A 23,379-nucleotide genomic window follows, 5' to 3' on the forward strand; every position below is an offset into this window, starting at 1 on the left:
AATTCCTCAGTAAAAACGGGCCTCGCCCTCGGGGCGGGTCTTGAAACGCTTGTGCAGCCAGAAATACTGCTCGGGCCGGGGACGCACCTGCTCCTCGATGAAAGCATTGACGCGGCGGGTGTCGGCTTCGATGTCGTCGGTCGGGTAATGTTCCCAGGCGGGTAGCAGGCGCACCGTGTAGCCGGCCGATGTCATTTCCGTGACACAGGGCACCACCCGGGCCTTGCCCAGGGCGGCGAGGCGGGCCACGCCGGTAATGGTGGCGGCCGGGACGCCGAAGAAGGGGACGAAAATCGCATCCCGGGGGCCGAAATCCATGTCCGGCAGGTAGTAGAAGGGGCGCCCCTCGGCCAGGGCCTTGACCACCTTGCGCATGCCGTCCTGGCGCGAGAGCAGCTGGGGGGCGTTGAAGCGCAGGCGGCCAGCGTAAAGGGCAGCATTGAAATGCCGGTTCTTTTGCTGCGCATAGACGGAGAGCATGGGACGCTCCAGGGTCAGCGCCGTCCAGCCGGCATCGAGGCCGACAAAGTGGGGGGCCAGCACTAGGGTGGGATGATCGTCGTCGGGCAGGTTTTCTTCCCCTTCCAGGCGGATCAACCGCTGCAGGCGGGCCGGTGAGGCGTGCCAGAGCAGGGCCCGGTCAAAGAAGGCTTGGCCGAAGGCGATGAAATGGCGGCGCGCCAGCCGGCGCCGCTCAGTCTCTGTCAGTTCGGGAAAGCACAGGCCGAGATTGGTACGGGTGACCCGCCGCCGCTCCGCGCCCAGGGTATGCAGAATGAGGCCGAAGAGTGCCCCCAGGCCACGCAACAGGGGTAGGGGCAGGAAATGGCAGAGCCAGAGAAAGGCCAGGGCCAGCCGGGTCATGGCGCGCCCTCGCCAGTCGGGGGCGGCTCGGCGCCCCGGGGCTGCTTGTAGCGGTTGTAGCCCCACAGATACTGGCTGGGACACTGGCGGATCAGTCCTTCCAGTTCCCGATTGATTTGCGCCGCGCGGGCCTCCGTGTCGCCTTCCAGAGCGGCCATGGGCGATGAGAGGTGCAGGTGGTAACCGGTACCGCCGGGCAGGCGCTCGGCATAGGCGAAGACCACCCGGCCGCCGGCTTCCGAGAGGCGTGCCGCCAGGGTCATGGTGTAGGCCGGGCGGCCGAAGAACGGCAGCCACTTGCCTTCGCCGGCACTGGGGGCCTGGTCCGGCAGCAGGCCGACGGCTTCCTTGCGCTTCAGGGCCCGGATCAGTGCCCGTACGCCGGAGAGGTCGGCCGGGGCCAGCTTCAGGTGCTCGCCCCGGGCCCGTCCGGCTTCGATGATGCGGCCCAGCCAGGCCAGCTTGGGCGGGCGGAAAAGCACGGTAATGGGGGACTGGGGGCGGCGCAACGCCGACTGTCGGGCGTAGTACTGGGCGGTGATCTCGAAGCAGCCCAGGTGCGGGGTGAGGAAGATGATGCCCTCACCGGCCGCCCAGGCGGCCTCCACCAGTTCCCAGCCGCTGACCTGGACGACTCGGCCGGCGACTTCCTCCAAGGGCCGTAGCCAGACCTTGGGCAGTTCCAGGACGCCCCGGCCGGCCTCGGCGGCGATGGCCGGGGTCAGCCGGGCGGCGGCCTCCGGTGGGTAGGCCAGGGCCAGGTTTTCACCCAGATGGCGACGGTAGGTGGCGGACAGGCGATAGACTAGCCGCCCCAGCAGGGCGCCCAGCGCATGAAGCCAGGCCAGCGGCAGGCAGGCGAGAAAGCGGAAAAGAAGGCTCAAGGGAGGCTCGGAATTGATCAGGCTTAAATCCACCGGACGGGAATGTTTGACCCCGGGCCGGCAAAAAAAATAGAATTATCGGCCGCCGAGTTAATCAGGACAACTTGCAGGGCGGTTCACAAATACTGCTAAAGCGTCGCCTGCTCTCCCCGGAGCCGGTCGCGCCGCTCAAGTAACACGGGGATTTCTTTAGGAGCAGTACAAATGGCTGAATACTTCTTTACCTCGGAATCCGTTTCCGAAGGCCATCCCGACAAGGTCGCCGACCAGATCTCTGATGCCATCCTGGATGCCATCCTGGCCCAGGACAAGCATTCCCGCGTCGCCGCCGAGACCCTCTGCAATACCGGTCTGGTGGTGCTGGCGGGCGAGATTACCACCAATGCCAACGTGGATTACATCCAGGTGGCCCGGGATACCATCAAGCGCATCGGCTACGACAACACCGAATACGGCATCGACTACAAGGGCTGCGCCGTGCTGGTGGCCTACGACAAGCAGAGCCCGGATATCGCCCAGGGCGTGAACAAGGCCTACGACGACGATCTGGGTCAGGGCGCTGGCGACCAGGGCCTGATGTTTGGCTACGCCTGTGACGAAACCCCGTCCCTGATGCCCCTGCCGATCTTCCTCTCCCACCGTCTGGTGGAGCGCCAGGCCCTGCTGCGCAAGGACGGTCGCCTGCCCTGGCTGCGTCCCGATGCCAAGTCCCAGGTCACCATCCGCTACGTGGACGGCAAGCCCGACGCCATCGACACCGTGGTGCTGTCCACCCAGCACGCCCCGGACATGAGCCTGGAAGCCATCCGCGAAGCCACCATCGAGGAAATCATCAAGCCGGTGCTGCCCAAGGAACTGATCAAGGGCGACATCAAGTATCTGGTGAACCCCACCGGCCGCTTCGTCGTCGGTGGTCCCCAGGGCGACTGCGGCCTCACCGGCCGCAAGATCATCGTGGATACCTATGGCGGTGCCGCTCCCCACGGCGGCGGCGCCTTCTCCGGCAAGGATCCCTCCAAGGTGGACCGTTCCGCCGCCTATGCCGGCCGCTACGTGGCCAAGAACATCGTTGCCGCCGGCCTGGCCAGCAAGTGCCTGGTGCAGGTCTCCTACGCCATCGGCGTGGCCGAACCCACCTCCATCATGGTCGAGACCTTCGGTACCGGCAAGGTGAGCAACGAGACCCTGACCGCCCTGGTGCGCAAGCACTTCGACCTGCGGCCCAAGGGCATCGTCAACATGCTCGACCTGCTGCGCCCGATCTACCAGAAGACCGCCGCCTACGGCCATTTTGGCCGCGACGAGCCGGAATTCACCTGGGAAGCCACGGACCGCGCCAATCTGCTGAAGAGCGACGCCGGCCTGTAATTTTTCCGGCGAAAGAAAAAAAGCCCGGCCTGGTGCCGGGCTTTTTTTATGGTTACTGCCTTGTTGCTTCCAGTGCCTGGAGACGGGCTCGGATATTGTCTCCCATGGCCATCTGGGGCTCGGAGGGCGTCAGCTTCTCCTGCTGCTCCCGCAAGGCGACCTGCTGCCGGGCCTGGTGGAAGGCAGCCTCGAAATCCAGGCCCTGCCGCAGGGCCTCGTTGATGTAGGCCTGGCCAAAGAAGGTCCAGTCCGCCTCGTGGCTGCAGCCATGGGAATTGCGGTCGGCCCGGGAGGCGGCAATGACCAGGGTGTCCGGTCCCGCCAGGGGCGCGATGAACCCGCCGGAATAGCAGGCCGAGACGACGATCACCCGGTGGCGGATGCCGGCCCCGTCCAGCATTTCTTTCAAGGCGGCGGGCGTCAGGCCCGGGAAGTCATAGGGCCACAGGCTTAGGTCGAAGCGATGGTCGGCGGAGCCGTGGGAAGTGAGAAAGAGGAAGAGTACGTCTTCCTCCCGGTTCATGCGCTGGCCCATGCCTTGCAGTACCTGTTCCAGCGCGGTCCGGCTGGCGGCCGGATAGGTCTCCAGGGTGTCCGGATTGTTGATGAGCAGCAGCTGGCGGTTGGCGTTGTCGAAGCGCTGCCCGAGCAACTGGGCGGTGGATTGTACTTCCCGGGCAAAGACGTCCTGGCTGGCATTGCCGGCGACGCCGACGAAATACAGTTCTGGCCGGCCTGGAGTGCCGGCGCTAATCCGTTCCAGGGCCTGTTGCAGCAGCTGGGGCTGGCGGTAGAGCATGGCTTCCCGGGTAGCAGCTTGCCAACGCTGGCGTTGTTGATCCTCCTCGTCCCCAGTGTCGGTTTCCTCGCTTCCGGTGCCGATCCATATTCGGCCATCGCCACCGTAGAGTGCCAGGGTCGGCAGGATGAGCAGCAGGAGCACGGCAAGGACAGCCCCCAGGCGTTGCTCGCTGACCAGCCCGTGAAGTCGGCACAGGGCAACGATCGAGGCCAGGGCAACCCAGAGCAGCAGGGTCGGATAGAGCAGTGAAGCGCCTTTCCCCAGAGCCTGCCAGCCGGCCTCGGGAATGAGGCTGAGGAGTTGCCACAGCAGGTTGCTGACGAAGCCCAGGGCGCAGAGGGCAATGGCGCCGGGCAGGAACTTGTCCCCCTTGCCAGCGAATGCAGCTGTTGCCCAGGCTGCGAGCAGAACCCAGGGGATGCCGGCAATGAAGGCCGCTATTCCCGCAGGATGAAGCTGGCCGGGCCAGCCCTCCCGCAGCAAATCGCTGCTCAGGATAAGCAGAATCTCTGCGCCCAGCAGCAACAGGAGCTCGGGCACCCCTGCCCGCAGGCGGCTGGTGCCGTTGGCGCGGAAAGCCAGTAGGAAGGCGCCGGCGACGAGATTGTCGAGGAGCGCCCGGCCCCAGGATTTCCCTTGTGGCGGGACGGGGGGCGCGGTCGCAACGGGAGCGGCAACGATGCTCAGATACTGGCCCATGGCGGCGAGAAATGCTTCCCGCTGCGCTTCGTCTCCCAGAGCGGCATAGGGGATGGCCAGCGCCTTGAAGCTGTTCCAGTGCAGTAGCAGATGGGAGGGGGTGCGCTCTGCCGGGGCCATGGCGCTCCAGGGGATTTGCTGATGCTCGTCCGTGGTGCGGATATCCAGCCCCGTGGGTGTAATGGCCAGGCAGTAGTCGCGGCACTGGCTGCGGGCGGCCAGTGCCAGCACCCGCCGTTGCTGCCACAGGACTTGAACCAGGAGCAGGGCGACGAGGAGCAGCGGCCCCCAGGTAAGGAGTTGCTGTCCTCGGCCCTGGAACAAGAGGCTGATCGTGGCACCGATACACATCCAGATCAGCAGCCGCACGATGATGGGAAGCCAGCCCGGGCGGCTGGCACCCCGTAGCAGGCGTTTCTGGACGGCGCGGATGGCGGCGAGATGGTCCTGCTCTTCCAGCTGGAACTCCAGCGTCGGCGACGGTGCGATCATGCCGGAGGTGTTGTCAGCTAAGGTGAGGGAGTCGGTAGTCATGATCCTGCATAATGCGAATGGCAACTTCGGGGGAAAATACCACTTTGTTGGCAAACCGCGGCACCGATAACCGCTAAAATCAACGTCTGCATTCTTTTGCGATCCACTTTCAATGCTCAAGAAAATCCGTGTCGAGCAACTGCAGCTCGGTATGTATCTCAAATCCTTCTGCGGTTCCTGGCTGGACCATCCCTTCTGGCGTAATTCCTTCGTTCTCAAGGACCCGGCGGATATCGCCGCCATCCGCGCCAGTTCCATCCTCGAAGTCTGGATCGATGCCAGCAAGGGGCTGGATGTGGCACCCGGCGAGGCCGCCATCAGCGAGGCTGAATCCGAGGCCGAGGTGGCCGAAGAGCAGGTGCGGGAGGCCCAGGCCACCCGTTCCGTGGAGCGGGTCAGCGTGTCGGCCGAAATGCAGCGGGCCGCCCGGATTTGCGCCAGCTCCAAGAAAGCCGTGGTTTCCATGTTTCAGGAAGCCCGCATGGGCAAGGCCGTGGATGCGGAGCAGGCCCAGGTGCTGGTGGAGGAAATCTCCGATTCCGTGGCCCGCAACCCCGGCGCCCTGATCAGCCTGGCCCGGCTGAAGACCGCCGACGATTACACCTACATGCACTCCGTAGCCGTCTGCGCCCTGATGGTGGCCCTTGCCCGCCAGCTGGGCCTGGACGAACAGCAGACCCGCTTGGCCGGTCTTTCGGGGCTGCTGCATGACATGGGTAAGGCGTTCATTCCGGCTGAAATCCTTAACAAGCCGGGCAAGCTCACCGATGAGGAATTCGCCGTCATCAAGACCCACCCCGCCGAGGGGCATAAGGTCCTGCTGGAGGGCAAGGGCGTGCCGGCGGAAGCCCTGGATGTCTGCCTGCACCACCATGAAAAGACCAACGGCACCGGCTACCCCAAGGGCCTCAAGGGCGACGAGATTTCCCTCCTGGCCAAGATGGGGGCGGTGTGCGACGTGTACGACGCCATTACCTCCAACCGCCCCTACAAGGCGGGCTGGGATCCGGCTGAATCCATCAAGAAGATGGCCGAGTGGGCCGATGGGCATTTCGACCCCCGGGTCTTCCAGGCCTTTGTGAAGAGCCTGGGTATCTACCCCATCGGCTCCTTCGTGCGCCTGGAATCCGGGCGGCTGGGGGTGGTGGTGGAGCAGAGCGAGAAATCCCTGCTGGCACCCCGGGTGAAGGTGTTCTTCTCCAGCAAGTCCAACAGCTACATTGCCCCGGAACTGATCGACCTGGCCCGTCCCGGCATCAAGGACAAGATCGCCAGCCGGGAAGACCCCGCCAAATGGGGCATCAACAATGTGGACGAAATCTGGAGTACGGCGGCCGCCTGAGGCGTTTGTTCGCGTCGGCAGGAGATCGGCGGGTGTTTTTCCCCGCCGTTTTTCCGTCTATAATCCGACACTTCCGAGGAGCGCTGCGAGACCGCAAGGGTCCCAGGCTCGGATGCCAGCCCCTCCCCGGGGCGGCCAAGTTTCAACGGCGCTCACCTCTACAACCCTGCCGGGCGCAGGGGGTCAGGTGAGCCCTGCTGCAAGCACTCCCACCCCTCCCCGGCCACAGTTCTCAAGGAGCTCTGCTGTGGCTGAATTCAACGACTACGTAATCGCCGACCTGGGCCTGGCCGCCTGGGGCCGTAAGGAAATCAACATCGCCGAGGGCGAAATGCCCGGTCTCATGGCCATCCGTGAGGAATTCGCCAAGAGCCAGCCTTTGAAGGGCGCCCGCATCACCGGCTCCCTGCACATGACCATCCAGACCGCGGTGCTGATCGAGACCCTGACCGCTCTGGGCGCCGAAGTGCGCTGGGCTTCCTGCAACATCTTCTCCACCCAGGACCACGCTGCCGCCGCCATCGCCGCTGCCAACATCCCTGTTTTCGCCGTCAAGGGCGAGTCCCTGGCCGAATACTGGGACTACACCCACCGCATCTTCGAATGGACCGATGGCGGTTACTCCAACATGATCCTGGACGACGGCGGCGATGCCACCCTGCTGCTGCACCTGGGTGCCAAGGCCGAGAAGGACATCTCCGTCCTGGCCAAGCCGGGTTCCGAAGAAGAGACCATCCTCTTCGCCGCCATCAAGGCCAAGCTGGCCCAGGACCCCACCTGGTACTCCGTGCGTCTGGAAAAGATCAAGGGCGTCACCGAAGAGACCACCACCGGCGTGCATCGCCTGTACCAGATGCACCAGCGCGGCGACCTCAAGTTCCCCGCCATCAACGTGAACGATTCCGTCACCAAGTCCAAGTTCGACAACCTCTATGGCTGCCGCGAATCCCTGGTGGATGGCATCAAGCGCGCTACCGACGTGATGGTGGCTGGCAAGATCGCCGTGGTCTGCGGCTACGGTGACGTGGGCAAGGGTTCCGCCCAGGCCCTGCGCGCCCTCTCCGCCCAGGTGTGGGTCACCGAGATCGACCCCATCTGCGCCTTGCAGGCCGCCATGGAAGGCTACCGCGTCGTTACCATGGAATACGCTGCTGACAAGGCCGACATTTTCGTCACCACCACCGGTAACTTCCACGTCATCACCCATGACCACATGGTGAAGATGAAGAACAACGCCATCGTCTGCAACATCGGCCACTTCGACAACGAAATCGACGTTGCTTCCCTGGAAAAGTACCAGTGGGAAGAGATCAAGCCCCAGGTGGACCACGTCATCTTCCCCGATGGCAAGCGCATCATCCTGCTGGCCAAGGGCCGCCTGGTGAACCTGGGCTGCGCCACCGGCCACCCCAGCTACGTGATGAGCTCCTCCTTTGCCAACCAGACCATCGCCCAGATCGAGCTGTTCACGAAGACTGCCGATTACCCGGTGGGCGTATACACCCTGCCCAAGCACCTGGACGAGAAGGTGGCCCGCCTGCAGCTGAAGACCCTCAACGTGCAGCTGACCACCCTCACCCAGCAGCAGGCCGACTACATCGGCGTGCCCGTGCAAGGCCCCTACAAGGCTAACCACTACCGCTACTAAGCTTTGGCTTAGTTCCGCCGCCGATGCCTCTCGGGGTGTCGGTGGAGTGAACCAGGATCGAGTCCGGCCATGTCCATGAACTCGTTTCACAGCCGCAGCCATCGGGCAGCGCCCGCCAAGGCGCGCCAGGAGGCGCCGGCTGCCCCCCGCAAGGGGGTGCGGGCTGACGTGCTGGCCGTGGAGCAAGGCCTGGCGGCCTCCCGCAGCCTGGCCCGGGATCTGATCCGGGACGGCTGGCTGGCGGGGCCTGACGGACGTGTCACCAAACCCTCCCAGGAATTGCCGCCGGGCACCCGGCTGCGCTTGCTGGCGGAAGCAGAGCGATCATGAGCGACAAGACATTCAGTATCGAATTTTTCCCGCCCCAGACGGCGGAAGGCGTAGAGAAACTGCGCCTCGTGCGGGACAAGCTGGCGGCCCTCAAGCCGGCCTTCTTCTCCGTCACCTATGGCGCGGGTGGTTCCACCCGGGAGCGCACTTTCTCCACCGTGCGGGAAATCGCCGCCGCCGGCCTGGAAGCTGCCCCCCATCTTTCCTGCATCGGCTCCTCGAAAGAGTCCATCCGGGCCATCCTGGATGAATTCAAGGCCGAAGGAATCCACCGTCTGGTGGCCCTGCGCGGCGACCTGCCTTCCGGCATGGCCGACCCGGGCGAGTTCCGTTACGCCAACGAGCTGGTGGAATTCATCCGTGCGGAAACCGGCGACCACTTTCACATCGAAGTAGCGGCCTATCCCGAGTGGCATCCCCAGGCCCGCAGTGCCGAAGACGACCTGCAGGCCTTCGTGCGCAAGGTCAAGGCCGGCGCCAACTCCGCCATCACCCAGTATTTCTACAACGCCGATGCCTATTTCCACTTCGTCGATGCGGTTCGGGCGGCTGGCGTGACCATCCCGGTGGTGCCGGGCATCATGCCCATCGCCAGCTTCTCCAAGCTGGCACGCTTCTCCGATGCCTGCGGCGCCGAAATCCCGCGCTGGATGCGCAAGAAGTTCGAAGGCTTCGGCGACGATGCTGATGCCATCAAAGCCTTTGGCCTGGATGTGGTCACTGAACTGTGCGAACGCCTGCTCGCCGGCGGCGCCCCGGGGTTGCATTTCTATTCCATGAACCAGGCAGGCCTGACCACGGAAATCTGGCAGCGCCTGGGGCTCGGCAAGCGGTGATTGTTGGCACACCCCGCTGTGCCAGAGGCGTACAATTAAACTGCAGATAACAATTCAGTAGGGAGTTTGACAATGTTTCCTGAATACCGCGACCTGATTTCCCAGCTCAAGACCTCCGACCGCCACTTCCAGAACCTTTTCCAGAAGCACAACGACCTGGATCAGAAGGTGAAGAACATGGAAGCCCGCATCGAACCGGCCAGCGCCGAAGACATTGAAGTGCTGAAGAAGGAAAAGCTGGCCCTCAAGGATGAGCTGTACACCATTCTGAAGAAGGCCAGTGCCGCTGCTTGAGTGCTGCTTTTTCCTGGGGTCATCCCCGCTGAAAACGCCCGCTGTCAGCGGGCGTTTTTCTTTGCCTTGCTGACCAGCAGGACGCCGGCCAGGACCAGTCCGGCTCCCATCAGCTGGGCGGCGGAAAGCGGCTCCTGGAGCAGCCGCCAGCTGAAAAAAATGGTCAGTACCGGGCCCAGGGTGCCGATCAGTACCGAGCGCGCCGCCCCGATGCGGCGGATGGCGGCGGATTGCCAGAGGATCGGCAGCACGGTGGAAAAGAGCGCCATGGCAGCACCGTAGGCATAAATCGGCAGCGGCTGGCGTAAAGCAGAAAGCGGCTGGGCAATGAAGAAGTTGAGCTGGGTGGCGGCGGTGGAAACGAGCATGGCCAGCCCGGCAAACCGGGCCGAACCGAGGCGGCGGATGACGGGCTCGGCGCCGGCGCTGTAGAGCGCATAGGTCAGGGCGGAGCCGAAGACGAAGGCGCTGCCGAGCAGCAGGGTGCCCACATCGCCGCTGATTTCCAGGTCGTGGGCGAAGGCCAGGCCGATGCCGGCGTAGGAGAGCAGCAGGGCGCCGACCTGGCGCTTCTCCAGGGTCTGGCCCATGAACAGCACGCCGATGAGTACCGTGAGGGTCGGATAAGTGAACAGGATCAGCCGCTCCAGGCCGGCGGAGATGTATTGCAGCCCGAGGAAATCGAGCATGCTGGAGGCGTAGTAGCCAAGCACGCCGAGTACGCACAGGGCCAGCCAGTCCCGCCGTGTCAGGGGCGACGCGCCGGCGGCCCGGCTGGCGGAAAGGCCGATCCAGAGAAAGACGGGCAGGGAAAAGACCATGCGCAGTGAGAGCAGGGTCACTGCATCCACGGGGGCGGCGGCGTAGGCCAGCTTGACGAAGATGGCCTTGAAGGAGAAGCCGAAGGCGGCCAGGATGGCCAGGGCGACGCCGAGCCGTTCGGAGGACCAATGTTTCCAGGGCATGAAGTTAAATTCGCGTAGGACGAAGTGTTCTCATTCTGTGTCCGCGCCAGATAAGGAACAATTGGTAAACTGCCAAGCAAGCCTTCGTCAGGAACGAATCCGTCCATGCGCTACGATCTGACCGACCTGAAGCTCTTCCTCGCCGTGGCGGCAGAGCGCAATCTCACCCGGGGGGCGGAAAAGGCCCACCTGGCACCGTCTTCCGCCAGCCATCGCATCCGCCAGCTGGAAGATGCCCTGGGGACGCCCCTGCTGACTCGCCAGGCCCGGGGTGTGGCCTTGACCCGGGCGGGGGAATCCCTGTTGCGCCACGCCCGGGAGGTGTTCGCCCGCCTGGAGCAGATGCATGCGGACCTGGCGCCCTACGCCCGGGGCATCCGTGCCCATGTCAGCCTGTGGGCCAACACCCATGCCACCCATACCTTCCTGCCCAGCGACCTGGCCGAGTTCCTGCGGGAGCATCCCCAGGTCAGCGTCACCCTGGAGGAACACACCAGCCCCGACGTGGCCCTGGCCGTGGCCAAGGGCGAGGTGGAAGTGGGGGTGGTGGCCGGGGCTGGAGAAATCACCGGGGTGGAGTTGATCCCCTATCGCCAGGATCGCCTGGTGCTGGTGGTGCCCGCCGGTCATGAGCTGCTGGCGCGGGGAGCGGCCGGAGAAACCGGCGCCCTGGGCTTTGCCGAGGTTCTCGACTACCCCTTTGTCATGCTCCATGCCGGCAGCGCCATCCATACCTTTACCACCAATGCGGCCGCTGCCCTGGGCCGCCATCTCAACGTACGCATCCAGGTGCGCAGCTTCGGTGCGGTACTGCGCATGGTGGGGGCCGGTGTCGGCATCGGCCTGGTGCCTCGCTCGGCCCTGGTCTTCGTGGACCAGGAGTGCCCGCCCCGCGTGTTGGAACTGTCCGAACCCTGGGCCCAGCGCGATCTGCAGATCTGCGTGCGCAACCGGGCGGCCCTGTCGGGCTTTGCTGCCGCCCTGGTGGATGCCCTGGCCGGCGGCAGCTAGTGGGAAGGGGTAGCGCCGGGGGGGGCGAGGGTTTCTGTGTTGTCGGAACGCCGGGGCTAGGGTGGCAAATGAACTGAGGGCTGGAAAGCTCAAGCGCTAGAGGGCCGGCGCTTTAGCCTGGGGCCAGAACTTCTCCCAGTCCCGTGCCGGTTCCGGCCGGCCGTAGAGATAGCCCTGCAGGATGTCGCAGCCGTGGGCGACGAGAAAGTCCCGCTGGGCAGCGGTTTCCACCCCTTCAGCCACTACCTTGAGGCCCAGGCTGTGGGCCAGGGCCAGAGTTGCCGCGCTGATGGCGGCGTCGTTGGCGTCCACTTCAATGTCACGGACGAAGGCTCGGTCCAGCTTGAGGGTCTGGATGGGCAGCATCTTCAGATATGCCAGGGACGAGTACCCGGTGCCGAAGTCGTCGATGGCCAGTTCCACGCCCAGGCTGCGCAGGGCCTGGAGCGTGCCGATAGCCCGCTGGGGGTCGCTCATGGCAGCGGATTCGGTGACTTCCAGCTCCAGTTCGCCGGCCACCAGGTTGTAGCGTTCGATGGCGGCCTCCACCTGTTCCGCCAGGCTGGGGGAGCGCAGCTGATGGGCCGAGAGATTCACTGCCATGCGCAGGCCTGAGTGGCCGGCCGAGCGCCAGACTTCTATCTGACGGCAGGCTTCCTCCAGCACCCAGCTGCCGATGGCTTCGATAAGACCGCATTCTTCCGCGATGGGAATGAACTTGTTGGGCGGGATAAGCCCCCGGCTGGGGTGGTTCCAGCGCACCAGGGCCTCCATGCCACACAGCCCTTCGTCGGCCCCGCGCACCTGGGGTTGGTAGTAAAGCTCAAGCTGGTTTTCCGCCAGGGCGTGGCGCAGGTCCCGTTCCAGGTTCATGCGTTCGCTGGCGGCGGCGTTCATGCTGGCGGTGAAGAACTGGAAGTTGTTCCGCCCCTCTTCCTTCGCATGGTACATGGCGGTGTCGGCATGTTTCATCAGGCTTTCCTGATCGTCGCCGTCGCCGGGATAGACGGCGATGCCGATGCTGGCACCGGAATGCTGGATGGCATCGTCGATGAAATAGTCCTGGTTCAGAGTGCGTAGGATCTTGCCCGCCACCAGGGCCGCATCCATACCAGCGTCCATCCGTGAGAGAACCACCACGAATTCGTCGCCCCCCAGGCGGGCGACGATGTCGCTTTCCCGCACGCAGGTGCGCAGCCGGGCCGCTACTTCCACCAGCAGGCGATCCCCCACGTGGTGGCCCAGGGTGTCGTTGATGACCTTGAAGCGGTCCAGGTCGATGAACATCACCGCCAGGCGGTTATTGTCGCGGCGCGCATCAAGGAGGCTCTGGGCCAGCCGGTTCTCCAGACTGTGCCGGTTGTGCAGGCCGGTCAGGGGGTCATGGTGGGCCAGGTATTCAATGCGCTGCTCCGCCGCCTTGCGTTCGCTGATGTCGGTGAAGCTGGCGATGTAGTGGGTGATGTCCCCGGCGGGATTGCGGATCACTGAAATGGCCGTCCATTTCGGGTAGGCGCCGCCGTCCTTGCGTCGGTCCCACAGCTCGCCCTGCCAGAAATCCCGCTCGAGGAGTCCCGCCCAGAGGGCCTGGTAGGTCTCCCGCGGGGTGTAGCCGGAGGCCATGATGCGCGGGTCCTGGCCTTGCAGTTCATCCAGGGTAAAGCCGGTGTGTTGGGTGAGGGCCCGGTTCACGGCGACGATGCGGTTGTTGCGGTCGGTGATGAGGATGCCCTCGCCACTGTTTTCGAAAACGCTGGCGTAGAGATGCAGGGCCGCTTCCGTGCGCATCCGCTCAACCCGGCGCTGGTAGGAGACGCGCCAGGCCAGGCCGATGCCGAACATGCCGAGCAGCCAGATGCCCCCGTGGCTCAGGCCCAGGTAGAGGCGGGAGCGGGTGATCTGTTCGTAATAGGGGGCAAGGGGCAGGTTGAGGCCGGTGGCGCCCCGCATGTCGCCTTCCTTGTAGCCCAGGATGGCGTGGCATTTGTCGCAGCCCGGTTCCATGAACATGGCCCGCAGGTAGCGTAGGTAAGGCTGGCCATCGATCTCGGCGATGGACCAAACCTCGGTCCGCTCGCCCCGGGTGAAGGCCTCCAGCTCGGCCTTTTCCCAGGGGTCCGGCGCGTTGCCCGGGTTGAGGTAGCGCAGGCCGGTGATACGGCCGCGAATGCCGTACTCCGCCGCGTAGCGGTCCATGGTCTGGCGCAGGATGGAGGCGGGGTTGAGTAGGGTCAGCTGGCGCCCGTCGGTGGTGGTTACGTCCCGCCCCGGCACGTGGGAGAGCCAGGGCACCGAGGGCTGGGTCGGGGTGATGGGCACGTAGACGCCGCCGTGGTCCGTCGCCCAGCGGCGCAGGGACATATCCTTGTTCAGGTTGGCCCGGGCTTCGGCATAGGCCATGTCCATGGCCTGTCGCTCCGCGTTGTGCAGGTTCCAGATCAGGGAGGCGGAAAGGATCAGGGTCCAGCCGGCGCAGGCCAGCAGGGTCAGGCTGGCCAGGGAAGTCGGTTGCCGCTCGGTAGCGGTTGGTTCGGCGGGCATGGGGCGGCGTCTCCAGTCGGTGATGGGCGCGGCGTGCTGATTGATTATGCCAAACAATGGTATGCAAACGGACTTTTCCTCGGTGGGTTATGGATTTCTCTGCCAGTCGGGCGATCCTTTCTGCAAAATTGCGGTCTACTGCCACTGAGCGGCCGACCGCCGAGTACTACGAGCCATCCGCGATGAACCGACTAGCCCGGGAGAGTTCTCCCTACCTGCAGCAGCACGCCCACCAGCCGGTGGATTGGTACCCCTGGGGGGAGGAGGCCCTGCAACGGGCCCGCCAGGAGGACAAGCCAATCCTCCTCTCCATCGGCTATTCCGCTTGCCACTGGTGCCATGCCATGGCCCACGAGTGTTTCGAGGATGAGGCGGTGGCGGCGCTGATGAACCGCCTCTTCATCAACATCAAGGTGGACCGGGAAGAGCGGCCCGACCTCGACCAGATCTACCAGACGGCCCATCAGATGCTGCTGCGCCAGCCAGGCGGCTGGCCCCTGACCATGTTCCTGACGCCCCAGGCCCTGCCGTTCTTTGGTGGCACCTTCTTTCCTCGGGAGCCCCGCCACGGCCTGCCGGCCTTTGCCGAGTTGCTGCAAAGCGCGGCCCAGGCCTACCGGGAGAAGCCAGCGGCCATTGCCGAGCAGAACCAGGCCATCCTGGAGGCCTTCGCCAGCTCCCTGCCGGCGGCCGTGCGTGGTACCCCGGTATTTAACGCCGACCCCCTGGCCCAGGCGGTGGCCGAGCTGGATGCCAATTTCGATCGCCGTCGCGGCGGCTTTGGCGGTGCGCCCAAATTCCCCCGTCCCCTGGATCTGGATTTTCTGCTGCGCCGCCACGCCGCCACCGGCGACCCCAATGCCCGGGAGATGGCCCTGGTCACCCTTGAGCGCATGGCCGAAGGCGGCATCCACGACCATCTGGGCGGCGGCTTCTTCCGCTACAGCACCGATACTTACTGGACCATCCCGCACTTCGAGAAAATGCTCAGCGACAACGGTCTGTTGCTGGGCCTCTATGCCGACGCCTGGGCCCTCAGCCACAAACCGGTGTTCCAATGGGCGGCCAGCGGCATCGTCGCCTGGCTGGAGGCGGAAATGCAGCTGCCAGAGGGCGGTTTCGCTGCCGCCCTGGATGCGGACAGCGAAGGCGAGGAAGGCCGCTTCTATCTATGGACCCCGGCCGAAATCCACGCCCTGCTGGCCCCTGAGGAATGGACCGTGGCAGCCGCCTACTGGGGCCTGGAGGGCGACGCCAATTTCGAGGGTCGGGAATGGCACCTGCGCCAGGTGCTGGCCCTGGAACAGGTGGCGGAGCAGCGCAACCTCAGCCTCAACGAAGCCCGGGCCCGTCTCGCCGCGGCCCGGCAGCGCCTGCTGCGGGCCCGCAACGAGCGCCGCCGCCCCGGCCGTGACGACAAGCTGCTGACGGGCTGGAATGCCCTGGCCATCCGCGGCCTGGCCCGGGCCGCCCGGGCTCTGGGGCGGCCGGAATGGCTGGCCCTGGCTTACCGGGCGATGGATGGCATCCGCCGGGAACTGTGGCGCAACGAGCGCCTGCTGGCTTCCTGGAAAGACGGCAAGCCCGGGCGGCGTGCCTTTCTGGATGACTACGCCTTTCTCCTGCTCGCCTTGCTGGAGTTGTTGCAGGCGGGCTGGCGCGACGAGGATTACCGCTTCGCCACGGCGCTGGCCGACGGGCTGCTGCAACACTTTGAGGACCCGGTGGACGGCGGCTTCTTCTTTACCGCCCACGACGACGAACCCCTCATCCATCGCCCCAAGCCCCTGGAAGACCATGCCACGCCATCGGGCAACGGGGCGGCAGCCTTTGCCCTGGGCCGTTTTGCCTTGCTCAGCGGCGAGCCGCGTTACGCGGCGGCGGCCCGCCGTACCCTGGCCCTCTTTCTGCCGGAACTGCGCCGCCAGCCCTCAGCCTATCCGGGGCTGCTCAATGTCCTGGGGGATGAACTCAGCCCGCCGGCCCTGGCGGTGCTCCAGGGGCCCGGGGCGGCGCTTCCGGCCTGGGTCGACGAACTGGGCCGCCTGCCGGCCCCCTGGTTGTTGGCAGTTGCCCCTACGGGCAAGGCCGCAAGGCCCGAAACCCTGCTCAAACCAGCCTCATCCCATGTCAACGCCTGGGTATGCTGCGGCGTTACTTGCTTGCCACCGATAGACGGCCTGGAGCCCCTGCTTGGCATGTTGGCCAAACCGTTGAAAGTGCATTAACATCCCCGCGCTGCACAGCAATCCATACTTACTCAAAACGGAGCGAGAGCATGAAAGCGATTTACCTGTCCCTGCTGGCCGCCGCCGGCCTCATGATCAACGGCGCCGCCCAGGCTGACGAAGCCCTGGCCAAGGCCAAGAACTGCATGTCCTGTCACCAAATCGCCACCAAGGTGGTCGGCCCCGCCTACAAGGACGTGGCCAAGAAGTACGCCGGCGACAAGGCTGCCGAAGCCAAGCTGGCCGAGAAGATCCAGAAGGGTGGCAAGGGTTCCTGGGGTGAAGTGCCGATGCCCCCCAACAACGTGACCCCTGACGAAGCCAAGAAGCTGGCCCACTGGGTTCTGAGCCTGAAGTAATCCTTCTGGCCTCGCGAAAAAGCCAACCTCCGGGTTGGCTTTTTTATTGCCTCCACCCTTTTGCTCTCTTCCGTCGCCCGCTGTATTGACAAGGCGCCCGGCCGGCCCGGAGAATCAATCGCCACACCGCTGGTTTGCCGTACCGTTGTCTTCCCCCAATTGCATAAAAAAATGCCCGAGAGGAGTCCGTATGCGCTTTACCCGTATCCCCGGTACCACCCTGGCCCTGGCTGCCGCCATTGCCCTGATCGGTTGCGGTAACAAGGAGGAGCCCGCCCCGGCGCCAGCTCCAGTGCCCGCTGCCCCCGTGGCAAAACCCGAGATCACCGTGAAGATCGGCCATGCGGCGCCCCTCACCGGCCCCCAGGCCCACATCGGCAAAGACAACGAATACGGCGCTACCCTGGCGGTGGAAGAACTGAATGCCAAGGGTCTGGAAATCGGCGGCGCCAAGGTCAAGTTTGAACTCATCTCCGACGACGACCAGGCGGACCCCAAGCAGGGCACCACCGTGGCCCAGAAGTTTGTCGATGCCAAGGTAAACGGCGTCATCGGCCACCTCAATTCCGGCACCACCATCCCTGCGTCGCAGATTTACTCGGACAATGGGATTCCCCAAATTTCTGGTTCTGCTACCGCGATCAAATACACCAAGCAGGGTTTCGCCACCGCCTTCCGCGTCATGTCCAACGACGAGCAGCAGGGCAAGGCCCTGGCCGAGTTCGCCGCCAAGACCCTGGCGGCCAAGAGCGTCGCGGTGATTGACGACCGTACCGCCTATGGCCAGGGCCTGGCCGACGAGTTCAAGAAGGCGGCCGAGGCCGCCGGCCTCAAGCTGGTGGCCAACGAGTACACCAACGACAAGGCCACCGACTTCAAGGCCATCCTCACCAAGATCAAGTCCAAGAAGCCGGACCTGATCTTCTACGGCGGCATGGATCCCCAGGGCGGTCCGATGGTCAAGCAGCTGAAGGAACTGGGCATCAAGGCCAAGTTCCTCACCGGCGACGGCGGTTGCACCCCCAACTTCATCACCCTGGCCGGGGCTGCCGCCGAAGGCCAGTACTGCTCCCTGCCGGGTGTTCCCCTGGAGAAGATGCCGGGCGGCGCAGCCTTCAAGGAGAAGTTCACCGGCAAGTTCAAGACCGAAATTCAGCTCTATGCCCCCTATGTCTATGACGCCACCATGACGCTGGTGGATGCCATGAAGCGGGCCAATTCCGTAGAGCCGGCCAAGTACCTGCCGGAAATCGGCAAGACCGCCTACCAAGGCGTCACCGCCAAGATTTCCTTCGATGCCAATGGTGACTTGAAGGATGGCGCCATTTCCTTCTACGAGTTCAAGGGCGGCAAGATCGAGTATGTGGAAACCCTGGGCGGCGTACCGGAAGCCCCGGCCGAAGCCAAGCCGACAGCAGATGCTGCACCGGCGGCGGCTCCGGCCGCAGCTCCTGCCGTAGCTCCGGCGGCTGCCCCTGCTGCGGCGGCTACCGGGGCCATTCCCGCACCCGCTGCCGAAAAGAAGTAAGTCGGCCTCGCGACCCCACCATGCAAACGGCGCCTTTTGGCGCCGTTTGCATGTCCGGATAGAAATCCCATGGACATTTTCCTGCAACAAATCATCAACGGCCTGGTGCTGGGCAGCATTTACGCCCTGGTGGCCCTCGGCTACACCATGGTCTACGGCATCCTCGGTCTGATCAACTTCGCCCACGGCGAGGTGGTGATGATCGGCGCCCTCACCGCCCTCACCGTGGTCAAGCTCCTGGCTGGCTCCGGTTTGCCGGGCCCGGTGATTGCCCTGGTCGGCCTGATGGCCGCCGTGCCGGTGTGCATGGCCATCGGCTACACCATTGAGAAGGTGGCCTATCGCCCCCTGCGCAAGGCCCCCCGGCTGGCCCCCCTGATTACTGCCATCGGTGTTTCCATCGTGCTGCAGAACCTGGCTATGATGGTCTGGGGTCGCAGCTACCACGCCTTCCCGGCCATTCTGCCGGCGGAAGCCCATGAAGTACTGGGGGCCACCTTTACCGACCTGCAGGTGATCATTGTTCTGGTGGCTGCCGGCATGATGGCCGGCCTGCTCCTGCTCATCAACCGTACCCGCCTGGGCCGCGCCATGCGCGCCACCGCCGAGAATCCTGCCATGGCCCAGCTGATGGGGGTGAATGTGAACCACATCATCTCCCTCACCTTCGTCATCGGCTCCGCCCTGGCTGCCGTGGCCGGGCTCATGGTCAGTGCCAACTATTCCATCGCCCACTACTACATGGGCTTCATCCTCGGTCTCAAGGCCTTTACCGCCGCGGTGCTGGGGGGAATCGGCAACCTGGCCGGAGCCATGCTTGGCGGCATTCTGCTGGGCCTCATCGAATCCCTGGGGGCCGGCTATATCGGCGATATCACCGGCGGCTTTCTCGGTTCCCATTACCAGGACGTGTTCGCCTTCTTCGTGCTGATCCTGGTGCTGGTCTTCCGCCCCTCCGGTCTGGTGGGCGAGAAAGTGGCGGAACGGGCATGAACTGGAACACGCTTAAACACGACCGCCGCACCCTCTGGGCCGGCTATGCCGCCATCGGCATCGTCCTGGCGGTGCTGCCCTTCCTTGTCGGTGCCGGCCTGGGCAATGCCTGGCTGCGCATCCTCAACTTCGCCATGCTCTACATCATGCTGGCCCTGGGACTGAACATCGTGGTGGGTTTTGCCGGCCTGCTGGACCTGGGCTACATCGCCTTCTACGCGGTGGGGGCCTATCTCTATGCCCTTCTGGCCAGCCCCCACTTCGGCCTGCACTGGCCGGTGTGGGCCATCCTGCCCCTGGGGGCTGTGGTGGCGGGCGGGGCCGGGGCCCTGCTGGGGGCGCCGACCCTGCGCCTGCGGGGCGACTATCTGGCCATCGTCACCCTGGGCTTCGGCGAGATCATCCGTATTTTCATGAACAACCTGAACGCGCCCATCAACATTACCAACGGGCCCCAGGGTATTTCCAGCATTGATCCATTTCACATCGGCAACGTCACCCTGGCCAAGCCCCTGGTGGTGGCCGGCATTACCGTGCCCTCCCTGCACGCCTACTACTACCTCTTCCTGGGGCTGGCCCTGGTCATCATCTTCGTCACCATCCGCCTGGAGGATTCCCGCATCGGCCGGGCCTGGGTGGCCATCCGGGAAGACGAGATCGCGGCCAAGGCTTGCGGCATCAACGTGCGCAACATCAAGCTGCTGGCCTTCGCCATGGGCGCCACCTTCGGCGGCGTCGCCGGTGGTCTCTTCGCCAGCTTCCAGGGCTTCGTCAGTCCCGAGTCCTTCGGCCTCATGGAGTCGGTGATGGTGCTGTGCATGGTGGTGCTGGGTGGCATGGGCCACATTCCCGGGGTGATCCTGGGCGGCATTCTCCTCACCATCCTGCCCGAAGCCTTCCGCCATGCGGCGGTGCCCCTGCAGCAGGCAGTCTTCGGCAAGGTGGTGGTGGACCCGGAAAGCCTGCGCATGCTGCTCTTCGGCCTAGCCCTGATCGTGGTCATGCTCTACCGTCCGGCGGGTCTGTGGCCCTCGGCCACGCGCAAGCGGGAACTGCAGGGAGGGAGCAAGTGATGAGCGAGCGTCCTCTGCTGCTTGAGGCCCGCGACGTGGCCAAGCACTTCGGTGGGGTCAAGGCCCTGCGTGGTGTCTCCCTGACCATCCGCCAGGGCGAGATCTACGGCCTGATCGGTCCCAACGGGGCCGGCAAGACCACCTTCTTCAACTGCCTCACCGGCCTCTACGTGCCCAACGGCGGCAGTATCGTCTTCGACGGGGCGGAACTGGATACCTCGGCGCCCCACAAGGTGGCGGCCCGGGGCATTGCCCGCACCTTCCAGAACATCCGCCTCTTCGCCAACATGACCGCCCTGGAGAATGTCATGGTGGGCCGCCACCAGCGTACCCGAGCCGGCGTCTTCGGCGCCATTTTCCGTACCCCCGCCACCAAGGCGGAGGAGGCGGCGATCCAGCGCCGGGCCGAGGAACTGCTGCACTATGTGGGCATCGCCGACCGGGCCCAGGACCTGGCCAAGCATCTCTCCTACGGCGACCAGCGCCGCCTGGAAATCGCCCGGGCCCTGGCCACCGAGCCCAGGCTGCTGGCCCTGGACGAGCCTGCCGCCGGCATGAACGCCTCGGAAACCGGCGAACTGCGCACCCTCATCGAAGGCATCCGCAAGGACGGCATCACCGTATTGCTCATCGAGCACGACGTGAAGCTGGTGATGGGCCTGTGCGACCGGGTGGCCGTGCTCGATTACGGCGAAAAGATTTGTGAGGACGTGCCCGCCGTGGTGCAGAAGGATCCCCGCGTGATTACCGCTTATCTGGGCGCCGAAGCCCAACCCGCCGGCAGCGAGGTGGCCCATGGCTGAACCCCTGCTCATCGCCGAAGGGCTGCGCATTGCCTATGGCGGCATCCAGGCCGTCAAAGGCATCACCTTCCATGTGGAGTTCGGGGAGACCGTCTCCCTCATTGGCGCCAATGGCGCCGGCAAGACCTCTACCCTGAAGGCCTTGGCCCGACAGCTCGACGCCGCTGGCGGCAGCGTGCGCTACCAGGGGCGCGAAATTTCCGCCCTGGCGCCCCACGAACTGGTAGGCCAGGGCATCGCCCTGGTGCCCGAAGGGCGGGGCGTCTTCGCCCGCCTGACGGTGACCGAGAACCTGGAAATGGGCGCCTACTGCCGCCATGACAAGGCCGAGATCGCCGACGACCTGGAACGCATCTTCGCCCTCCTGCCCCGCCTCAAGGAGCGCCACGGCCAGCTGGCCGGCACCCTCTCCGGCGGTGAGCAGCAGATGCTGGCCATGGGCCGGGCCCTGATGAGCCGTCCCAAACTGCTGCTGCTGGACGAACCTTCCATGGGTTTAGCGCCGATCATGGTGCAGAAGGTTTTCGAGGTGGTACAAGAAGTGGCCAGCCAGGGCATGACCATCCTGCTGGTGGAACAGAATGCCCGCCTGGCCTTGCAGGTCAGCCGCCGGGGCTACGTCATGGAATCCGGTGCCATCACCCTGACCGACGAGGCCGCCGCCCTGCTCGACAACCCCCGGGTGCGGGCCGCCTATCTTGGAGAATGAAATGTCCCTGCCCAGCGAAGATGCCCTGCGTGGTGCCCTGAGAACCGTCATCGACCCCGAAGTGGGCCTGAACATTGTGGACCTGGGCCTGGTGTACGGTATCGACCTCCACGACGGTGGCGTCACCGTGCGCCTGACCATGACCAGCCCGGCCTGTCCCATGGGCGATCTGGTCATGGACGAAGCCCGTGCCGCCCTGGAGCCCCTGGTGCCCGACCCCTATGATCTGGAACTGCAACTGGTCTGGGAACCGCCCTGGTCGCCGGCCCTGATGACGCCAGGCGCCAAGGCCACCCTGGGCTGGGACGAGTAAGCCGATGGCCGGCCCATCCTCCCGTGGCGGCCTCAGTCCACGCCAGCGCCTGCCCTTGCTGCTGCTGGCCATGGCGGCCCTGCTGGGCGGTGTGGGCGGGGGGCTGCTGCGCCTGGGCTGGGCCTTCCCCCTGCCCGGCCCGGTTGTCGGCAACGGCGCTGCCTTCCACGGCCCCCTCATGGTGAGTGCCTTCTTCGGCACCGTGATCGCCCTGGAACGGGCCGTGGCCCTGGCGGCCGGCTGGACCTATCTGGGCCCGGCCCTGGCCGGGGCGGCGGGATTGTCCCTGCTGTTCGGCGCGCCCCTGGCTGTCGGCGGTGGCCTGTTCGTCTGTGCAGCCGCCGTGCTGCTGCTGGCCTCCCTCGTCGTCTGGCAGCGCCAGCCAGCCCTGCATAACCTGACCCTGGCCCTGGGCGCCTTTGCCTGGCTGGCCGGCAACGGCCTGTGGCTGCTTGGCCAGCCGGTTCCCAGCGTCGTGCCTGCCTGGGTCGCCTTCCTGGCCCTGACCATCGCCGGCGAGCGGCTGGAGCTTTCCCGCTTCCTGCCGCCCTCTCCCGTCGCCCGGCGGGTTTTTGCCCTTTTCATGAGCTTGGTGCTGGCCGGCGCCCTGCTGACCCCCTTCTGCCCGCCCACCGGTACCCTGACGGCAGGCCTGGGTCTGGCGGCCCTGGCCCTCTGGTTGTTCAAGCAGGACATCGCCCGGCGCACCGTCAAGCAGCAGGGGCTGACCCGCTTCATCGCCGTCTGTCTGCTGGCGGGCTATGTCTGGCTGCTCCTGGGTGGCCTGCTGTTCTTCCTGGGGGGCGAACTGACGGGCAGCGGCCCCCTTTACGATGCGGCCCTCCACGCCTTACTGGTGGGTTTCGTTTTCTCCATGGTCTTCGGCCACGCGCCGATCATTTTCCCCGCCGTGGCCCGGGTGCAGATTCCCTACCACCCTGTGTTCTATCTACCCCTGGCGGTGCTGCACGGCAGCCTCACCCTGCGCCTTCTCGGGGACGGCCTGGATCAGCACGGGCTGCGCGCCCTGGGGGGGGCCGGCAACGGCCTGGCCCTGCTGCTGTTTGTGCTGACCATGCTGAGCGCCGTGCTGCGGGGTCGCCGCAAGGCGGCCTGAGGCCATCACAAAGCGTTACGGGGCGTTACCTTTCTCCTGCAAACCCTTTGGTCATCGGCCGCGTTATTGGCTGCAAGGGGGCGAATTTCTCGCCACCGGAAACGAACAAAGCCCAACTTCTGGAGATAGACAAATGAC

The 23,379-nt window shown here is 65.1% G+C and carries 21 protein-coding genes and 1 riboswitch; of the genes, 16 read left to right on the forward strand and 5 right to left on the reverse strand.

The annotated features are described in order from the left end of the window. Window positions 1-6 precede the first annotated feature (6 nt). A complete protein-coding gene (locus AZSI13_RS13505; RefSeq protein WP_109041699.1) occupies window positions 7-864 on the reverse strand; it encodes a lipid A biosynthesis acyltransferase in 858 nt (285 codons plus the stop codon). Further along, a complete protein-coding gene (locus AZSI13_RS13510) occupies window positions 861-1,748 on the reverse strand; it encodes a lysophospholipid acyltransferase family protein (RefSeq protein ID WP_109041700.1) in 888 nt (295 codons plus the stop codon). The genes AZSI13_RS13505 and AZSI13_RS13510 overlap by 4 nt, the downstream gene beginning before the upstream one ends. A 204-nt stretch (window positions 1,749-1,952) precedes the next feature. Between AZSI13_RS13510 and metK the strand changes: the two genes are divergently transcribed. Beyond that, complete coding sequence (metK, locus tag AZSI13_RS13515; protein ID WP_109041701.1) at window positions 1,953-3,116, forward strand: methionine adenosyltransferase; 1,164 nt, start codon at window positions 1,953-1,955, stop codon at window positions 3,114-3,116. A 52-nt stretch (window positions 3,117-3,168) separates the two neighbouring features. Here metK and AZSI13_RS13520 read toward each other — a convergent pair whose 3' ends face one another. Next, complete coding sequence (locus AZSI13_RS13520; protein WP_109041702.1) at window positions 3,169-5,151, reverse strand: C13 family peptidase; 1,983 nt, start codon at window positions 5,149-5,151, stop codon at window positions 3,169-3,171. Between the two features lie 112 nt (window positions 5,152-5,263). Between AZSI13_RS13520 and AZSI13_RS13525 the strand changes: the two genes are divergently transcribed. The 5 genes from AZSI13_RS13525 (at window position 5,264) to AZSI13_RS13545 (ending at window position 9,601) form a co-directional block, all read left to right on the forward strand. Next, the gene (locus AZSI13_RS13525) at window positions 5,264-6,493 is read left to right on the forward strand and encodes an HD-GYP domain-containing protein (RefSeq protein WP_109041703.1); all 1,230 of its coding nucleotides are present in this window, start codon (window positions 5,264-5,266) and stop codon (window positions 6,491-6,493) included. Between the two features lie 69 nt (window positions 6,494-6,562). After that, window positions 6,563-6,654, forward strand: a riboswitch (S-adenosyl-L-homocysteine riboswitch). 86 nt (window positions 6,655-6,740) lie between these two features. Then, the gene (gene ahcY / locus AZSI13_RS13530; protein ID WP_201262391.1) at window positions 6,741-8,141 is read left to right on the forward strand and encodes an adenosylhomocysteinase; all 1,401 of its coding nucleotides are present in this window, start codon (window positions 6,741-6,743) and stop codon (window positions 8,139-8,141) included. 69 nt (window positions 8,142-8,210) lie between these two features. Then, on the forward strand, window positions 8,211-8,471 hold the full coding sequence (locus AZSI13_RS13535; RefSeq protein ID WP_109041705.1) for a hypothetical protein: 261 nt from the start codon (window positions 8,211-8,213) through the stop codon (window positions 8,469-8,471). After that, window positions 8,468-9,307 (forward strand): methylenetetrahydrofolate reductase [NAD(P)H], encoded by an 840-nt coding sequence (gene metF, locus AZSI13_RS13540; protein ID WP_109041706.1) that lies wholly within the window; start codon window positions 8,468-8,470, stop codon window positions 9,305-9,307. Before AZSI13_RS13535 ends, metF begins: the two co-directional genes overlap by 4 nt. 72 nt (window positions 9,308-9,379) lie before the next feature. Next, a complete protein-coding gene (locus AZSI13_RS13545) occupies window positions 9,380-9,601 on the forward strand; it encodes a YdcH family protein (protein ID WP_109041707.1) in 222 nt (73 codons plus the stop codon). A 44-nt stretch (window positions 9,602-9,645) separates the two neighbouring features. On the opposite strand, the gene AZSI13_RS13550 is transcribed toward AZSI13_RS13545, so the two are convergent. Further along, window positions 9,646-10,566 carry a DMT family transporter gene (locus tag AZSI13_RS13550; protein WP_109041708.1) on the reverse strand — a complete coding sequence of 307 codons (921 nt, stop codon included), beginning with the start codon at window positions 10,564-10,566 and terminating at the stop codon, window positions 9,646-9,648. 105 nt (window positions 10,567-10,671) lie between these two features. Here AZSI13_RS13550 and AZSI13_RS13555 point away from each other — a divergent pair, with 105 nt between their 5' ends. Then, on the forward strand, window positions 10,672-11,577 hold the full coding sequence (locus AZSI13_RS13555; RefSeq protein ID WP_109041709.1) for a LysR family transcriptional regulator: 906 nt from the start codon (window positions 10,672-10,674) through the stop codon (window positions 11,575-11,577). Window positions 11,578-11,673: 96 nt separating this feature from the next. Here the strand turns inward: AZSI13_RS13555 and AZSI13_RS13560 are convergent, their stop codons facing one another. Continuing rightward, complete coding sequence (locus AZSI13_RS13560; RefSeq protein ID WP_201262392.1) at window positions 11,674-14,118, reverse strand: EAL domain-containing protein; 2,445 nt, start codon at window positions 14,116-14,118, stop codon at window positions 11,674-11,676. 182 nt (window positions 14,119-14,300) lie between these two features. On the opposite strand from AZSI13_RS13560, the gene AZSI13_RS13565 reads away from it, so the two are divergent. The 9 genes from AZSI13_RS13565 to AZSI13_RS13605 all read left to right on the forward strand — a co-directional run bounded on the left by AZSI13_RS13565 (window position 14,301) and on the right by AZSI13_RS13605 (window position 23,241). Further along, complete coding sequence (locus AZSI13_RS13565; RefSeq protein WP_109041710.1) at window positions 14,301-16,346, forward strand: thioredoxin domain-containing protein; 2,046 nt, start codon at window positions 14,301-14,303, stop codon at window positions 16,344-16,346. 50 nt (window positions 16,347-16,396) lie between these two features. Further along, a complete protein-coding gene (locus tag AZSI13_RS13570; protein WP_109041711.1) occupies window positions 16,397-16,705 on the forward strand; it encodes a c-type cytochrome in 309 nt (102 codons plus the stop codon). 190 nt (window positions 16,706-16,895) lie between these two features. Then, complete coding sequence (locus AZSI13_RS13575) at window positions 16,896-18,233, forward strand: branched-chain amino acid ABC transporter substrate-binding protein (RefSeq protein WP_109041712.1); 1,338 nt, start codon at window positions 16,896-16,898, stop codon at window positions 18,231-18,233. A 69-nt stretch (window positions 18,234-18,302) separates the two neighbouring features. Next, a complete protein-coding gene (locus tag AZSI13_RS13580) occupies window positions 18,303-19,226 on the forward strand; it encodes a branched-chain amino acid ABC transporter permease (protein WP_109041713.1) in 924 nt (307 codons plus the stop codon). Further along, window positions 19,223-20,299: an ABC transporter ATP-binding protein gene (locus AZSI13_RS13585; protein ID WP_109041714.1), complete on the forward strand. Its 1,077-nt coding sequence runs from the start codon at window positions 19,223-19,225 to the stop codon at window positions 20,297-20,299. The genes AZSI13_RS13580 and AZSI13_RS13585 overlap by 4 nt, the downstream gene beginning before the upstream one ends. Next, window positions 20,299-21,102: an ABC transporter ATP-binding protein gene (locus tag AZSI13_RS13590; RefSeq protein ID WP_109041715.1), complete on the forward strand. Its 804-nt coding sequence runs from the start codon at window positions 20,299-20,301 to the stop codon at window positions 21,100-21,102. The genes AZSI13_RS13585 and AZSI13_RS13590 overlap by 1 nt, the downstream gene beginning before the upstream one ends. Continuing rightward, on the forward strand, window positions 21,095-21,811 hold the full coding sequence (locus AZSI13_RS13595) for an ABC transporter ATP-binding protein (protein WP_109041716.1): 717 nt from the start codon (window positions 21,095-21,097) through the stop codon (window positions 21,809-21,811). The genes AZSI13_RS13590 and AZSI13_RS13595 overlap by 8 nt, the downstream gene beginning before the upstream one ends. 1 nt (window position 21,812) lies before the next feature. Then, on the forward strand, window positions 21,813-22,124 hold the full coding sequence (locus tag AZSI13_RS13600) for a metal-sulfur cluster assembly factor (RefSeq protein WP_109041717.1): 312 nt from the start codon (window positions 21,813-21,815) through the stop codon (window positions 22,122-22,124). Window positions 22,125-22,128: 4 nt separating this feature from the next. Continuing rightward, entirely contained in the window at window positions 22,129-23,241 is a 1,113-nt protein-coding gene (locus AZSI13_RS13605) for a hypothetical protein (RefSeq protein WP_109041718.1), read from the forward strand. Window positions 23,242-23,379: the final 138 nt, after the last annotated feature.

Origin of the sequence: Azospira sp. I13 (assembly GCF_003112695.1) — a bacterium.
Taxonomy (GTDB): domain Bacteria; phylum Pseudomonadota; class Gammaproteobacteria; order Burkholderiales; family Rhodocyclaceae; genus Azospira.

What these genes read in the sequence shown, in the direction of transcription:
- AZSI13_RS13505 (WP_109041699.1), bottom strand. Translation starts at nt 864, where the DNA reads ATGACCCGGCTGGCCCTGGCCTTTCTCTGGCTCTGCCATTTCCTGCCC.
- metK (WP_109041701.1), top strand. Translation starts at nt 1,953, where the DNA reads ATGGCTGAATACTTCTTTACCTCGGAATCCGTTTCCGAAGGCCATCCC.
- AZSI13_RS13520 (WP_109041702.1), bottom strand. Translation starts at nt 5,151, where the DNA reads ATGACTACCGACTCCCTCACCTTAGCTGACAACACCTCCGGCATGATC.
- AZSI13_RS13525 (WP_109041703.1), top strand. Translation starts at nt 5,264, where the DNA reads ATGCTCAAGAAAATCCGTGTCGAGCAACTGCAGCTCGGTATGTATCTC.
- AZSI13_RS13535 (WP_109041705.1), top strand. Translation starts at nt 8,211, where the DNA reads ATGTCCATGAACTCGTTTCACAGCCGCAGCCATCGGGCAGCGCCCGCC.
- metF (WP_109041706.1), top strand. Translation starts at nt 8,468, where the DNA reads ATGAGCGACAAGACATTCAGTATCGAATTTTTCCCGCCCCAGACGGCG.
- AZSI13_RS13545 (WP_109041707.1), top strand. Translation starts at nt 9,380, where the DNA reads ATGTTTCCTGAATACCGCGACCTGATTTCCCAGCTCAAGACCTCCGAC.
- AZSI13_RS13550 (WP_109041708.1), bottom strand. Translation starts at nt 10,566, where the DNA reads ATGCCCTGGAAACATTGGTCCTCCGAACGGCTCGGCGTCGCCCTGGCC.
- AZSI13_RS13555 (WP_109041709.1), top strand. Translation starts at nt 10,672, where the DNA reads ATGCGCTACGATCTGACCGACCTGAAGCTCTTCCTCGCCGTGGCGGCA.
- AZSI13_RS13560 (WP_201262392.1), bottom strand. Translation starts at nt 14,118, where the DNA reads ATGCCCGCCGAACCAACCGCTACCGAGCGGCAACCGACTTCCCTGGCC.
- AZSI13_RS13565 (WP_109041710.1), top strand. Translation starts at nt 14,301, where the DNA reads ATGAACCGACTAGCCCGGGAGAGTTCTCCCTACCTGCAGCAGCACGCC.
- AZSI13_RS13570 (WP_109041711.1), top strand. Translation starts at nt 16,397, where the DNA reads ATGAAAGCGATTTACCTGTCCCTGCTGGCCGCCGCCGGCCTCATGATC.
- AZSI13_RS13575 (WP_109041712.1), top strand. Translation starts at nt 16,896, where the DNA reads ATGCGCTTTACCCGTATCCCCGGTACCACCCTGGCCCTGGCTGCCGCC.
- AZSI13_RS13580 (WP_109041713.1), top strand. Translation starts at nt 18,303, where the DNA reads ATGGACATTTTCCTGCAACAAATCATCAACGGCCTGGTGCTGGGCAGC.
- AZSI13_RS13585 (WP_109041714.1), top strand. Translation starts at nt 19,223, where the DNA reads ATGAACTGGAACACGCTTAAACACGACCGCCGCACCCTCTGGGCCGGC.
- AZSI13_RS13590 (WP_109041715.1), top strand. Translation starts at nt 20,299, where the DNA reads ATGAGCGAGCGTCCTCTGCTGCTTGAGGCCCGCGACGTGGCCAAGCAC.
- AZSI13_RS13595 (WP_109041716.1), top strand. Translation starts at nt 21,095, where the DNA reads ATGGCTGAACCCCTGCTCATCGCCGAAGGGCTGCGCATTGCCTATGGC.
- AZSI13_RS13600 (WP_109041717.1), top strand. Translation starts at nt 21,813, where the DNA reads ATGTCCCTGCCCAGCGAAGATGCCCTGCGTGGTGCCCTGAGAACCGTC.
- AZSI13_RS13605 (WP_109041718.1), top strand. Translation starts at nt 22,129, where the DNA reads ATGGCCGGCCCATCCTCCCGTGGCGGCCTCAGTCCACGCCAGCGCCTG.